This is a genomic window from Streptomyces soli (assembly GCF_003999195.1).
GTDB classification, from domain to species: Bacteria; Actinomycetota; Actinomycetes; order Streptomycetales; family Streptomycetaceae; genus Actinacidiphila; species Actinacidiphila soli.
In genome coordinates this window covers 1-12393 of sequence record NZ_RJVR01000171.1, presented here as the reverse complement: position 1 = coordinate 12393, position 12393 = coordinate 1, and the positions used below count along the sequence as shown (strand labels likewise).

The window sequence follows — 12393 nt, the reverse complement described above, 5'->3', positions numbered from 1 at the left end:
GCGCTGCTGTCGGTCCTGGTCACCTCCGGCTCCCAGGCCGTCTACGGCACCGCCATCTGGGACCCGGTGGCCCTGGCCGCCAAGCTCGACAACTGGGCCGGGATCCTCTTCGCCCTGGTCACCGTGCTGGTCGCCACCCTGTCGGTGAACATCGCGGCGAACACCGTCTCGCCCGCCTTCGACCTGTCCAACATCGCGCCGCGCATCATCAGCTTCCGTACCGGCGCGCTGATCACCGCCGGTGTCGGCGTGGCCATCTTCCCGTGGAAGTTGATCTCCAGCCCGCAGGCGTACATCTTCACCTGGCTCGGCACCGTCGGCGGCCTGCTCGGCACCGTGGCCGGCATCCTCATCGCCGACTACTGGATCGTCCGCCGCACCAAGCTCGACCTCGCCGACCTCTACAAGGCCGGCGGCCGCTACTGGTACGACGGCGGCTGGAACTGGCGGGCGGTCGTCGCATTCGCCATCGGCGGTGTGCTGGCTATCGGCGGCTCGTACTCCAACGTCGTCAAGGGCGTCAAGCAGGGGCCCTTCCCGGCGGACGGCCTGATCCCCTTCCTCAAGCCGCTCGCGGACTACGGATGGGCGGTCGGCCTGGTTGCCTCGCTCGTCACGTACTTCCTGCTGACCCTGTTCGTACCGGACCGGAAGAGCTGAGCGGTCAGCGTGCGGCGGGGCCCGGTCCCGCCGCACGCTGCGCCTCGTGGGCGAGCAGGGCGACGTAGACCGAGGTGAGCTGCTCCCAGTCGTCCAGGTCGGTGCCCAGGAGGGCCTCGATGCTCTGCAGCCGCCGGTAGAGGGCCGGGCGACTGACGTGGTGCATCTGGGCGGCGAGGGATTTGTTGCGGCCGGTGTCGAGGTAGGTGCGCAGGACGTCCAGCAGGTCGGGGTTCTGCAGCAGCGGACCCAGCTCGCGCTCGATGAAGGCCTGGAGCTCCGGTTCGTCGCGCAGTAGCCGTACGAGTCCGCGCAGCCGTACATCGCGCAGCCGCGCCACCGGCGCGGCCGGGGGCCCGGCCACCGCCGCGTCGGCGACATGCACGGCCTCGACGAAGGAACGGCGCAGCTCGTCCAGCTCCGAGCAGCCGAAGCCCGCCCCGGCGACGGCGGTCCTGCCGCTCGCCTTCAGCCCCTCGTGCACCTGCACCGCGACCCGGTGCACGGCGGCGTCGGCGTCCTGGCCGTAGGGGATGCTCAGCAGCACGGCCGTGCCCGCCGGACCGATCCGGGCCACCAGGCCGGAGACGCCCGGCTGTTCGGCCAGGACGCGGTCGACGAGTTCGGGCATGTCGTCCAGCCCGTCGGGGCCGTGGTCGAGGAGGCGAACGACGACGGGTACGAAGGTGCGCCGGTTGACGGGCAGCCCGGCCGCGCGGACCCGGGCGAGCAGCTGCTCGGGGCGAGCGGCGCCCGAGGCGAGGTCGAGGAGGAGCGATTCGGCGGCCTGGTCCTCCCAGCCCCGGTCGCGGTCGCCGAGCAGGCGGTGCATGACCAGGGCCTCGGCGGCGCGGGCGGCCAGCAGCTGCCCGTACTCCTCGGGGCCCTGGTAGCCGAAGAGGACCAGGCGGCCCCACTGCCGCCCCCGAGCCTCCAGGGACGCCACGATCCAGCCGTCGGGCCCGACCGTCACCGGGCCGCCGCCGGACAGCCCTGCCACCTGCCGGGAGACGCGGTCCCAGTCACGGAGGAGTTCGCTGAGCGAGCCCTTGTCGCCGGCCGAGGCCAGCACCCGCTGGGCCAGGTTCACCAGGACGGCGGGGCAGCCGCTGTAGGAGGCGATCTCGTCGAGCACCTGCTGGAGGCTCGCGCCCGACAGGTTGAGGGTGGTCAGCGAGGACCGAACCCGGTCGGACAGGTCGAGGGTGGCGAACCGGCCGTGCGCCAGCCGCGAGTGCACCTCCTCCGTCAGCCGGGCGAAGGGCGCGGGCCGGTGCAGCACGATCAGCGGCACCCCGCAGCGTTCCGCGGCGCGGCGCATCGGTTCGGGGGTGGTCCGGAAGGCCCGGCCCAGGCCCAGGACGACCGCTGCCACGTCGGCCCGCTGCATCGACTCGATGTACTCCCGCTGGGCCCGCTCGTCACCGGCCAGCAGCAGGCCGGTGGTCAGCACCATCTCCCCGCCGTTGAGCATCACCCCGACGTCCAGCGCCTCGGCCACATGCAGCCACCGCACCGCGCGGTGCAGATGCGCCGCGCCCGCCACGACCTCCGCTCCCCAGGGCGCCACCAGCTCCAGGTCGAGTACGTCACGCACGGTGAGCCGCCCCGCCACGGCCTGCGGCGGAATGGCCGGTATCTGGTCGCTCAAAGCGGTAAGCCCGTCGCTCGCGCTGCCCCTGGATGTGGAGTGTATGTGGTCGGCGAGTGAGCCGAAGGGGAGCGGCCGCTGTCCCCCACAGTGGCTGAGCGGACCGGAGGTGAACCGAGCCCAAAAAGAGTGGTGTTCACCGGTCGTTGGGGTCCAGGGCATGTAGCACCACTAGGAACGGATCGACACAAGTTGCACACGGGTTACGGAGGGCACAGATGTCGAAGGATTCCGGGACAGCGGTGAGATCGCCGAGCTGCTGCGCTTCATCAAACACCGCCGCATCACCGGCACGCTGTGGCTGACCGCCGATGTCCACCACACCTCCGCCCAGCACTACGACCCCTCGCGGGCCGCCTTCACCGACTTCGAGCCCTTCTGGGAGTTCGTCTCCGGGCCGCTCAACGCGGGCGCCTTCCCGGCCAACGCGCTGGACGGCACCTTCGGCCCGGACCGGGTCTTCGTCAAGGCGCCGACCGTCGCGAACGTCTCCCCGGCCGAGGGGTACCAGTTCTTCGGCGAGGTCGACATCGACGGCGCCTCGGGCGAGTTGACGGTGCGGTTGCGGGAGCAGGACGGCACGGTGCTCTTCACCCAGGTGTTGCAGCCAGGGCGCGTGGGGCAGTAGCGGGGCCATCGCGCCCCTTGAGAGTATGGCGGCGATGGACGGTTTTACGTATGAAGAGGTGGGTGCGACCCGGGATGCCGGGTCGCTGCCACCGCCCGGATACCACCTGCTGCGGATGCGCGTACGGCTCGGGGACAGCCCGGAGGTCTTCGCGGCGGCCGGGCGGGCGCTGCTCGGCTGGCGGATGCAGCGGGCCGCCGGACTGCGGGTCGGGGCAGACGCACCCGACGCGGCGCCGGGGGTGCGGGTGGTGATGCGGGCCGGACCGGTGCGGATCCCGTGCGAGGTGGTGTGGACCGTACGCGAGGAACGGCGGACCGGCTTCGCGTACGGCACGCTGGCCGGGCATCCGGAGTGCGGCGAGGAGTCCTTCGTCGTGGAGTCGGAGGCCGACGGTTCGGTCTGGCTGACCGTGACCGCCTTCAGCCGGCCGGCGGCCTGGTATCTGCGGGTAGCGGGGCCGGCGGGGCGGCTGGTGCAGCGCGCCGCCGCCCGTCGTTATGGCAGCTGCCTGCGCCGACTGGCTCAAAAACAAACCTATGGAAGGTGAACTTAACGGACATGATTCACCCTTTACTCGTCGGTCATAGTGCGTTTGTGATCACGCAACAACACGTAGGCATGGTGATGACATGCCTCATCTGACGTCTACGAACGCCAAAGCCCGCCGGCACCACTGGCGGCGCGACCTGATCGAACTCGCCGCGATCTTCGTCGCCGTGGCCACCGCTGACCTGCTGGCCAATCTCGTAGCCCACGGCCCGGACGGCCCCGTGCTGCTCTGCGCCTCGGCGGCGGCGCTCGCCGCGACCACCGGATTCCACACATGGTGGGCACGCCGCCACAGCCATTCGCCGCCGGCGCTCGATCATGATCCGGCCCTGGACACGGACACTGACGCCGACCCGGCGCTCACGGCCGACCTGGGGCCCTCCCTTCTGTGGCGGCTGCGCACCACGGTGCGCGACACGCCCGGCAGCCTGGGCGCGGTGTGCACCGCGCTGGCCGCCCACGGGGTCGACATCCTCACTCTGCAGGCCCATCCGCTGGCCGAGGGCACGGTGGACGAGTTCCTGCTGCGCGCCCCCGCGTCGCTGGCCCCGGGCGGGCTCAGCCGCGCCGTGACCACCGCGGGCGGCCGCGACACCTGGGTCGAGCGGGCCGACACGCACGACCTGGTCGACACGCCGACCCGGATGCTCAACCTCGCCACCCGCACCGCCATGGACGCAGCTGAACTGCCGCTGGCGCTACGCCAGTTGTTCGGCCGTTGCAGCATCCGCTCGCTGCCCGCCGACCGCCCGGGCTCGGCTCCGTACGAGGAGGTGCTGGAGGGCACCGTGATGCGGCTGCGCGACCCGTCCGGCGGCAGCATCACCGTGGAGCGGCCGTATCTGCCCTTCACGCCGACCGAGTTCGCCCGGGCCCGCGCGCTGGTGGAGCTCGACGCACGGTTGGGGGTGCGGGTGCCGAAGGGGCGGGATGTGCTGACGCTGCCGGAAGGCAACGCGATCACCATCCGGCGGGCCGGCCCCGAGGACCTGGCCGCCGCCAGCGCGATGCACGGCCGCTGCTCCCCCTCGACGCTGGCCCAGCGCTACCACGGGCCGGTCCGCGACACCGACCGCTACCTGGAGCACCTGCTCAGCCCCCGGTTCGGGCAGACCCTGGCCGTGGAGACCGCCTCGGGGCGGATCGTCGCACTGGCGCACCTGCTGTGGGACGGCGACGAGAGCGAGGTCGCCGTGCTGGTCGAGGACGACTGGCAGCGCCGGGGCATCGGCGTCGAGCTGCTGCGCCGGCTGACCGACCTGGCCGCAGGCGCCCACCGCGACAGCGTCTACGCGGTGACCCAGGCGACCAACACCGGCATGGTCGCGACCATGCGCCGCCTGAGCCTGCCGCTGGACTACCAGGTCGAGGACGGCACCCTGGTCATCACCGCGACGCTGTCGCCTGCGGACGCGCCCGCTCGGACGCACTGAGCGCCCCGTCCAGGTCGGCCCACAGGTCCTCCGGGTCCTCCAGGCCGACCGACATCCGCAGCAGCCGGTCGCTGACCCCGGCGCGCCGCCGGTCGCCCTCGTCGACGATGCGATGGCTGATCGACGCGGGGTGCTGGATGAGGGTGTCCACACTGCCGAGACTGACCGCCGGGGTGATCAACCGCACCCCGGCGGTCACCGCGTGCGGGTCGCCCGCAACCTCGAAGGCGATCATCGCGCCGCCGATCCTCGGATAGTACGTCCTGGTCACCCGGGGGTCCGCGGCCAGCCGCTCGGCGAGCAGCGCCGCCGTCGCCGACGCCGCCCGCATCCGTACGGGAAGGGTGGCAAGCCCGCGCAACAGCAGATAGCCGGCCAGCGGATGCAGTACGCCGCCGGTGGCGAAGCGCACCTGGCGCAGCCGCCGAGCGAACTCCGCGTCACAGGCCACCACTCCCCCGAGTACGTCACCGTGGCCGCCCAGGTACTTGGTGGCGCTGTGCAGCACCATCCGGGCGCCGGCGGCCAGCGGGCGCTGCAGTACGGGCGTGGCGAAGGTGTTGTCGGCCAGCAGCGGCACCGCGCCGCACGAGTGGGCCACCGCCGGCAGGTCCAGCTCGGCGAGGGTCGGATTGGCGGGGGTTTCCACCATCACCAGGCCGGTGTCGGCGCGGATGGCGTCGGCAATGCCAGCCGGGTCCACCCAGGTCACCTCGGTGCCGAGCAGCCCGGCGGTCAGCAGGTGGTCGCTGCATCCGTACAGCGGGCGGACGGCGACGACGTGCCGCAGTCCCATGGCGGCGCGGGCCAGCAGGACGGCGCTGAGGGCGGCCATGCCGCTGGCGAAGGCGACCGCGGCCTCGGCGCCTTCGAGGCGGGCGAGGGCCGTTTCGAAGCGGGCGGTGGTGGGGTTGTCGAGGCGCGCGTAGACGGGGGGCCCGGCCGGGAGTTCACCGGTGGCGGCGAAGGCGTCGAGGCGGGCGGCCTCGGCCCGGGTGTCGTACGACGGGTAGGTGGTGGACAGGTCCAGGGGGACGGCGTGCAGGCCGAGTCCCGCGAGGTCCTCGCGGCCGGCGTGGACGGCCTCGGTGGCGAGCGATCGTGGCTCCATGGAGGCGATCGTGAACAACTACCGGGCGGTAGTGCGCGGCGCCCGTGCTACGTTCGGCCGATGTCCGATTCTGTGCTTCTGGATCCGGTGGACCTGGAGATTCTGCGGCTTCTGCAGAACGACGCCCGGACCACCTACCGCGACCTCGCCGCTGCTGTCGGCATCGCGCCCTCGACCTGCCTGGACCGGGTCGCGCGGCTGCGCCGCACCGGCGTGATCACCGGCGACCGGCTGCGGGTCGACCCCGTACGGCTCGGGCGGCCGCTGGAGGCGCTGCTGTCGGTCCAGGTGCGGCCGCACCGCCGGGAACTGATCGGCCCGTTCGTCGAGCGGATACGGGCGCTACCGGAGTCCCGGGCGCTGTTCCATCTCGCCGGGCCGGACGACTATCTGGTGCACGTGGCGGTGGCCGGGACGGCGGATCTGCAGCGGCTGGTCATCGACGAGTTCACGGCGCGGCCCGAAGTCGCCCGCGTGGAGACCCGGCTGATCTTCCAGCAGTGGGACTGCGGCCCCCTGCTGCCGCCCGCACCGGCCCAGTGAATCGGATGCGGTGGTGACGTGGCCTGCCACGTCGTACGAGGATGTGCGCATGTCCACCACTGAAGACCGCATGCCCCGACAGATCGCCGACGCGTACGTCGACGCCTACACCGAGCTGGAGCCGGTCACCGGCACCTACCTCGGCGTACGCGCCGTTCAGGACCGGCTTCCCGACTACTCCCCCGCCGGGCTCGAGGCCCTCGCCGATCTCGCCCGCCGGACTCTCGCCGAGCTCGACGCGGCCGGACCCGTGGACGACGACGCCGAGCGCCGCTGCGCCCGGCTGCTGCGGGAGCGGCTGACCGCCGAACTGGCCGTGCACGAGGCGGGCGAGGGACTGCGCGCCGTCAGCAATCTCTTCACCCCGGCGCATTCGGTGCGTGGCGTCTTCATGATGATGCCTACCGAGACCGAGGAGGACTGGGCCGCGATCGCCGCCCGGCTGCGGGCCGTTCCAGCGGCGCTGGCCGGGTACCGCGAGTCGCTGGCGGCGGGCCTGGACCGCAAGCTGCCCGCCGCACCGCGCCAGGTCGCCACGGTGGTCGAGCAGTTCGGCGAGTGGCTGGGCGAGGAGAGCGGCCGCAGCTGGTTCGCCGAACTGGCGGCCGGCGGCCCCGACACGCTGCGGGAGGAGCTGGAAGCGGCGGCCGCCGACGCCACCGCCGGGATCGCCACCCTGCGCGACTGGCTGCGGGACGTCTACGCCCCCGCCGTCGAGGGCACCCCGGACGGCGTCGGCCGCGAGCGCTACGCCTGCTGGGCGCGCTACTGGACCGGGTCCGACCTGGACCTGGACGAGGCGTACGCCTGGGGCTGGGAGGAGTTCCACCGCCTCGACGCCGAGATGCGCAAGGAGGCGGAGAAGGTGCTGCCCGGCGCCACCCCGCTGGAGGCCCTGCGGCACCTCGACGCCGAAGGCGAGGCCATCGAGGGCGTCGACGCCGTCCAGCAGTGGCTGCAGGGGCTGATGGACGAGGCGATCGCCGCGCTCGACGGCACCCACTTCGATCTCGCGGAGCCCGTAAGGCGTGTCGAGTCGCGGATCGCGCCGCCCGGCAGCGCCGCCGCGCCCTACTACACCGCGCCCTCGCTGGACTTCTCCCGCCCCGGCCGCACCTGGCTGCCCACGCTGGGCAAGGACCGCTTCCCCGTCTGGGACCTGGTCAGCACCTGGTACCACGAGGGGGTGCCGGGCCACCACCTCCAGCTCGCCCAGTGGGTCTACGTCGCCGACCGCCTCTCCCGCTACCAGGCCACCCTCGGCCAGGTCAGCGCCAACGCGGAGGGCTGGGCCCTGTACGCCGAGCACCTCATGGACGAGCTCGGCTTCCTCACCGACCCCGGCCGCCGGCTCGGCTACCTAAACGCCCAGATGCTGCGCGCCACCCGCGTCGTCCTCGACATCGGCATGCACCTGGAACTCCCCATCCCGGCCCACAGCCCCTTCCGTCCCGGCGAGCGCTGGACGCCCGAGCTGGGCCGTGAGTTCTTCGGGCTCTACAACGGACTGCCCGCCGCCATGCTCGACAGCGAGCTGGTCCGCTACCTCGGCATCCCCGGCCAGGCCATCGGCTACAAGCTCGGCGAGCGCGCCTGGCTCGCCGGCCGCGACGCCGCCCGCAAGGCGCACGGTGACTCCTTCGACCCCAAGGCCTGGCACATGGCCGCCCTGTCGCAGGGCTCGCTGGGGCTGGACGACCTGGTGGACGAGCTCTCCCGGCTGTAATTACCGAAGGGCCGTACGGCGCCCGGGGTAAAGTGCCGGGCATGGGGGCGACGTTCATCGTCTGCGCGGATCCGCTCGGTCCACGTCGGGCGGATCCGCACTTCGCCGGGGAGGCGCGGGCGGCACGGGAGTTGGGGCACCGGGTTGCGCTGATCGACCACGACGCGCTGCTCGCGGGCGATCCGGCGGCGGCTGTCGCGGCCGTCCCGCCCGGCGCCGGGCCGGCCTGGTACCGGGGCTGGATGGTCCCCACGAGCGCGTACACCGCGTTGGACGGCGCGCTGGCGGAGCGGAGCGTACGCCTGCTGACCTCCCCGGAGGCATACCGCCGGGCGCACGAACTCCCGGGCTGGTACGCGACGTTCGAGGCGGTGACGCCGCGCAGCGTATGGCTGCCCACCGTTCCCGGGGTCGCGCCGGGTGCGGCGGTGCTGGCGCGGCTCACCGCGCCGCTCGGCGGCGGTCCGGGGAACGTCAAGGACTACGTGAAGTCCCGCAAGCACGAGTGGGACGAGGCCTGTTACGTCCCTGACCTTGCCGAGCCGGACCGCCTCGCGGCGGTGGTCGCCCGGCTCGTCGAGTTGCAGGGCGACTTCCTGGCCGGAGGCGTCGTCGTACGGGCCTTCGAGCGCTTCACCCCGGGCGCGGGCGAGGCCCGGGTGTGGTGGGTGGACGGGGAACCCGTACGGGTCACCGCCCACCCGGACAGCCCGGGGCTGCTGCCGGAGCCGGGGCTTGATGCCGTACGGCCGCTGGTGGCCGCGCTGGGGTGCCCGTTCGTGACGACCGATCTCGCGTTGCGCGAGGACGGGCGGTGGCGGGTGGTCGAGGTCGGCGACGGGCAGGTCAGCGATCTGCCCGCCGGCGCTGATCCGGCACCGCTGTTCAAGGCGCTCGGCGCCGTATCTGAGTGACCCAACGCTCCACACAATCGCGGCCTCGACCGCCTCGTCCACCTCTCCTACGGCCTCTGCCTCACCCCGGTCCTAGCCCGCTGCCTCCAGACCGCCCGCGGCTGGCGCCCGGCCTGGGCGGTGGCTGCGTCCGTCCAGGTCGTTGTCTCGACGGGCGCCCTGTACGAGCTCTTCGAGTGGCTGGTCGCGGTGTCGCTCGCGCCCGGAGCAGCGGAGGCCTACAACGGCCAGCAGGGTGACATGTGGGACTCTCAGAAGGACATGGCGATCGCGCTGCTGGGTGCTCTGATCGCCGCGGGCTTCGCCTACCGGGCCGGGCGGCGACGGGCCGGCGCGCCGAAAACCGCTGTCGCCGAGCAGTTGGTATGAGCCACCATCGGCGCTCATGAACACCACAGCCCGCACGCTTTTCCTCTCCCCGCGCGTCACCGCCACGGGCAGGGCGCTCGCCGAGGCCGCGCGCCGACGCGGAATGCGCACGCGCACGCTCACGGACTGGCGCGTGCCGCCGGAGCTGCGCGACCTGCCCGGCTCGACGCTGTACGCGGGCCCGCTGTTCGCGGACGCGGTCGGTCACGACCTGGGGCTCGGGCTGCTGGAAGCCGACGAGGACTGGCTCACGCGGCTGCCGCGCGAACTCGTCGGCCGGGACGTCGAGTTCACGACAGTCGCGGAGGCGCGTCGGCTGCGCCGGCCCGCTTTCGTCAAGCCGCCGAACGACAAGAGCTTCCCGGCGCGCGTCTACCCGGACGGCAGCGGGCTGCCGGGGCCCGACGCGGTGGACGATGACGTGCCGGTGCTGGTGAGCGACATCGTCGCCTTCGCCGTGGAGTTCCGGCTGTTCGTGCTGAACGGCGAGGTCCGCGCGGGCAGCCGCTACATGACGCACGGCGAGTTGGACATCGCCCCGCTCGACGACGATCCGCAGCGCGCGGAGCTGCTGGACTTCGCCGGACGGCTCTTCGCACCGGGCGTGCCCGCGCTGCCCGCCGCGGTCGTGGTCGATAGAGGCCGCGCGAATAGGTGGGGTGGGTGAAGGAGCGGGGCGAGGGGCAAGTCTGGCAAGGCGGAGGAGGGAGGCGACGCGGTGGGGGCACTCTCCCCCAGACTCCGTCCGGGGGGACCCCCACCAGCCTTCGGCCGGGGACCCCCACCCAGCCGCCAGGCTTGGGGACGTCGTCGACCGACGACAACGCCGCCAGGCGCCGCCCATCGGCACGCGACGCCGCCCCACCTATTTGCGCGGCCTCTTAGGCCGACTCGCGAACGGCGACTGGGCCGTGGTGGAGGCGAACGCCGCCTGGGCGAGCGGGCATTACGCCTGCGACAGCGACGCGGCGCTCAACGTGGTGCTGCGAGCCGCCCGCCCGGCCGGGGAGTTCGAGCCACAGGACATGCGGTTCCTTCGGCCGGCCCGCTACGCGGAGCGCTGACGCTCAGCAGCCGCAGGCACCCGCCGCTACGGGCGCGGTGAGGGGGTCGGCGGGGCGTTGGTCGGGGCCGTCGGCGGCAAGGTAGGGGAGGCCTTCGCGGATCCAGTACTCCATGCCGCCGAGCATTTCCTTGACCTGGTAGCCGAGAGAGGCGAGAGCGTAGGCGGCGCGGGCGGCGCCGTTGCAGGCGGGGCCCCAGCAGTGGACGACGAGGGGGCGGGCGGGGTCGAGGAGTTCGGCGGCGAGGCGGGGGATCCGGCTGGTGGGGAGGTGGAGGGCGCCGGGGATGTGGCCCTGGTCCCAGGACTGGGTGGAGCGGGAGTCGATGACGCTGAAGCCGGGGTCCTCGCCGGAGGCGAGCGCGGCGGCGACATCGGAGACGTCGGTGTGGAAGGCGAGGCTGGCGGCGAAATACGCGGCCGCGTCGGCGGGGGTGACGGTGAGCTGCTGTGTCATGGCCACGAATTTACGGATCTTCACGGGAGTCAGGAAGTGAGATTCCCCGGCTCTTCGCTTGCAAGGCCGGGGAATCCACTGCTACACCTCGCCCATGACCGTTCATTCCCTCGACGCCACCGACTGGCGCATTCTGGAAGCCCTGCAGAGCGACGGCCGGGCCAGTTACGCCGAGCTGGCGCGGGCCGTGTCCATGTCGCCGAGCGCGGTCACCGAGCGGGTGCGACGGCTGGAGGAGGCGGGGGTGATCAGCGGATATTCGGCCGTGATCGACCACGACCGGATCGGGCTGCCGATCCTGGCCTTCGTACGGCTGCGCTATCCGCACGGCAACTACAAGCCGTTCCACGACCTCCTGGCCTCGACGCCGGAGATCCTGGAGGCCCATCACGTCACGGGCGAGGACTGCTTCGTGCTGAAGGTGGCGGCCCGCTCGATGCGGCACCTCGAGGAAACGGCGGGCCGGATCGCCGGGCTGGGGTCCGTGACGACGAGCGTGGTGTATTCGTCACCGCTCGGCCGGCGGGCTGTCTCACAGATTTGACCCCCGGCGGCAGCCACGGCACGACGGCCGGAGGCCGGCGCAGCCCTACGAAGCCGCGAAGCGCGCCAGGAGGGCGTTGAAAGGAGGGGCTTCGTCACCGCTCGGCCGACGTGCGGTGTCGCAGGGTTGAGCCGCGCTGGCCCTTGAGGACCTGGAGTTGGGCGGGGATGCGCTGACGGAGGTCGGCGACGTGGCTGACGATGCCGACGGCGCGGTCGCGCTCGCGGAGGGCGTCAAGGACGTCGAGGACTTCGTCGAGGGTCTGTTCGTCGAGGCTGCCGAAGCCCTCGTCGATGAAGAGGGTGTCGAGGCGCGTGCCTCCCGCCTCGTCGGTGACGACGTCGGCGAGGCCGAGGGCGAGGGCGAGGGAGGCGAAGAAGGTCTCGCCGCCGGAGAGGGTGGCGGTGTCGCGTTCGGTGCCGGTCCAGGCGTCGACGGCGAGGAGGCCGAGGCCGGAGCGGGAGCCCCGGGAGGCCTTGGCGTCGCTGTGGACGAGGGTGTAGCGGCCGGAGGACATGCGCTGGAGCCGGACGCTGGCTGCGGCGGCGACCTGTTCGAGGCGGGCGGCCAGGACGTAGGTCTCGAGCTCCATCTTGAGCTGGTTCTCGGAGGACGTGCCGGCGGCCAGCTCGGCGAGGCGGCGCAGCCGCGCGTACGCGGCGCGGGCGGGGGCGAGTTCGGTGGTGCGGGCGGCGGCCTGGGCGCCGAGGCCGTCCAGTTCGGCGCAGCGGTCGCGGGCGGT

At 72.7% G+C, this 12393-nt stretch carries 14 protein-coding genes and 2 pseudogenes; 11 read left to right on the top strand and 5 right to left on the bottom strand.

Annotated features, from left to right (window positions below; translation table 11 throughout):
• A partial coding sequence (locus EFK10_RS14825) for a cytosine permease (protein ID WP_206305457.1) occupies nucleotides 1-660 on the top strand: 660 nt, incomplete at its 5' end.
• Nucleotides 661-664: 4 nt separating this feature from the next.
• Here the strand turns inward: EFK10_RS14825 and EFK10_RS14820 are convergent.
• Both EFK10_RS14820 and EFK10_RS14815 read right to left on the bottom strand, forming a co-directional pair.
• A complete protein-coding gene (locus EFK10_RS14820; RefSeq protein ID WP_407647079.1) occupies nucleotides 665-2473 on the bottom strand; it encodes a PucR family transcriptional regulator in 1809 nt (602 codons plus the stop codon).
• Nucleotides 2448-2633: a hypothetical protein gene (locus EFK10_RS14815; protein WP_127356161.1), complete on the bottom strand. Its 186-nt coding sequence runs from the start codon at nucleotides 2631-2633 to the stop codon at nucleotides 2448-2450. The genes EFK10_RS14820 and EFK10_RS14815 overlap by 26 nt, the downstream gene beginning before the upstream one ends.
• On the opposite strand from EFK10_RS14815, the pseudogene EFK10_RS14810 reads away from it, so the two are divergent.
• From EFK10_RS14810 to EFK10_RS14800, 3 genes and pseudogenes are all read left to right on the top strand, one after another.
• Nucleotides 2556-2939, top strand: a pseudogene (locus tag EFK10_RS14810) (alkaline phosphatase D family protein); the annotation flags it as partial. The gene EFK10_RS14815 and the pseudogene EFK10_RS14810 overlap by 78 nt on opposite strands.
• A 34-nt stretch (nucleotides 2940-2973) precedes the next feature.
• Complete coding sequence (locus EFK10_RS14805) at nucleotides 2974-3489, top strand: DUF1990 family protein (protein ID WP_240677226.1); 516 nt, start codon at nucleotides 2974-2976, stop codon at nucleotides 3487-3489.
• Between the two features lie 82 nt (nucleotides 3490-3571).
• Nucleotides 3572-4924 (top strand): GNAT family N-acetyltransferase, encoded by a 1353-nt coding sequence (locus tag EFK10_RS14800; RefSeq protein ID WP_127356159.1) that lies wholly within the window; start codon nucleotides 3572-3574, stop codon nucleotides 4922-4924.
• Here the strand turns inward: EFK10_RS14800 and EFK10_RS14795 are convergent.
• Nucleotides 4878-6035 carry a trans-sulfuration enzyme family protein gene (locus tag EFK10_RS14795; protein ID WP_127356158.1) on the bottom strand — a complete coding sequence of 386 codons (1158 nt, stop codon included), beginning with the start codon at nucleotides 6033-6035 and terminating at the stop codon, nucleotides 4878-4880. The genes EFK10_RS14800 and EFK10_RS14795 overlap by 47 nt on opposite strands.
• A 60-nt stretch (nucleotides 6036-6095) precedes the next feature.
• Between EFK10_RS14795 and EFK10_RS14790 the strand changes: the two genes are divergently transcribed.
• From EFK10_RS14790 to EFK10_RS14765, 6 genes and pseudogenes are all read left to right on the top strand, one after another.
• Complete coding sequence (locus EFK10_RS14790) at nucleotides 6096-6578, top strand: Lrp/AsnC family transcriptional regulator (RefSeq protein ID WP_127356157.1); 483 nt, start codon at nucleotides 6096-6098, stop codon at nucleotides 6576-6578.
• Between the two features lie 49 nt (nucleotides 6579-6627).
• Nucleotides 6628-8304 carry a DUF885 domain-containing protein gene (locus EFK10_RS14785; RefSeq protein ID WP_127356156.1) on the top strand — a complete coding sequence of 559 codons (1677 nt, stop codon included), beginning with the start codon at nucleotides 6628-6630 and terminating at the stop codon, nucleotides 8302-8304.
• Nucleotides 8305-8345: 41 nt separating this feature from the next.
• Complete coding sequence (locus EFK10_RS14780; RefSeq protein ID WP_127356155.1) at nucleotides 8346-9218, top strand: ATP-grasp domain-containing protein; 873 nt, start codon at nucleotides 8346-8348, stop codon at nucleotides 9216-9218.
• A 36-nt stretch (nucleotides 9219-9254) separates the two neighbouring features.
• Nucleotides 9255-9587: pseudogene (locus EFK10_RS14775) on the top strand (DUF2238 domain-containing protein); the annotation flags it as partial.
• 16 nt (nucleotides 9588-9603) lie between these two features.
• A complete protein-coding gene (locus tag EFK10_RS14770) occupies nucleotides 9604-10254 on the top strand; it encodes an ATP-grasp domain-containing protein (protein ID WP_127356154.1) in 651 nt (216 codons plus the stop codon).
• A gap of 244 nt (nucleotides 10255-10498) precedes the next feature.
• Nucleotides 10499-10651 (top strand): hypothetical protein, encoded by a 153-nt coding sequence (locus EFK10_RS14765; RefSeq protein WP_407647078.1) that lies wholly within the window; start codon nucleotides 10499-10501, stop codon nucleotides 10649-10651.
• 3 nt (nucleotides 10652-10654) lie between these two features.
• On the opposite strand, the gene EFK10_RS14760 is transcribed toward EFK10_RS14765, so the two are convergent.
• Nucleotides 10655-11107, bottom strand: coding sequence for a rhodanese-like domain-containing protein (locus EFK10_RS14760; RefSeq protein ID WP_127356152.1), 453 nt, complete (start codon nucleotides 11105-11107; stop codon nucleotides 10655-10657).
• A 94-nt stretch (nucleotides 11108-11201) separates the two neighbouring features.
• Between EFK10_RS14760 and EFK10_RS14755 the strand changes: the two genes are divergently transcribed.
• On the top strand, nucleotides 11202-11651 hold the full coding sequence (locus EFK10_RS14755; RefSeq protein ID WP_127356151.1) for an Lrp/AsnC family transcriptional regulator: 450 nt from the start codon (nucleotides 11202-11204) through the stop codon (nucleotides 11649-11651).
• A 94-nt stretch (nucleotides 11652-11745) separates the two neighbouring features.
• Here EFK10_RS14755 and EFK10_RS14750 read toward each other — a convergent pair.
• The coding region (locus EFK10_RS14750; protein ID WP_322973335.1) for an SbcC/MukB-like Walker B domain-containing protein at nucleotides 11746-12393 on the bottom strand (648 nt) is incomplete at its 5' end.

What these genes read in the sequence shown, in the direction of transcription:
- EFK10_RS14780 (WP_127356155.1), top strand. Translation starts at nt 8,346, where the DNA reads ATGGGGGCGACGTTCATCGTCTGCGCGGATCCGCTCGGTCCACGTCGG.
- EFK10_RS14785 (WP_127356156.1), top strand. Translation starts at nt 6,628, where the DNA reads ATGTCCACCACTGAAGACCGCATGCCCCGACAGATCGCCGACGCGTAC.
- EFK10_RS14795 (WP_127356158.1), bottom strand. Translation starts at nt 6,035, where the DNA reads ATGGAGCCACGATCGCTCGCCACCGAGGCCGTCCACGCCGGCCGCGAG.
- EFK10_RS14820 (WP_407647079.1), bottom strand. Translation starts at nt 2,473, where the DNA reads ATGCCCTGGACCCCAACGACCGGTGAACACCACTCTTTTTGGGCTCGG.
- EFK10_RS14805 (WP_240677226.1), top strand. Translation starts at nt 2,974, where the DNA reads ATGGACGGTTTTACGTATGAAGAGGTGGGTGCGACCCGGGATGCCGGG.
- EFK10_RS14755 (WP_127356151.1), top strand. Translation starts at nt 11,202, where the DNA reads ATGACCGTTCATTCCCTCGACGCCACCGACTGGCGCATTCTGGAAGCC.
- EFK10_RS14760 (WP_127356152.1), bottom strand. Translation starts at nt 11,107, where the DNA reads ATGACACAGCAGCTCACCGTCACCCCCGCCGACGCGGCCGCGTATTTC.
- EFK10_RS14800 (WP_127356159.1), top strand. Translation starts at nt 3,572, where the DNA reads ATGCCTCATCTGACGTCTACGAACGCCAAAGCCCGCCGGCACCACTGG.
- EFK10_RS14770 (WP_127356154.1), top strand. Translation starts at nt 9,604, where the DNA reads ATGAACACCACAGCCCGCACGCTTTTCCTCTCCCCGCGCGTCACCGCC.
- EFK10_RS14790 (WP_127356157.1), top strand. Translation starts at nt 6,096, where the DNA reads ATGTCCGATTCTGTGCTTCTGGATCCGGTGGACCTGGAGATTCTGCGG.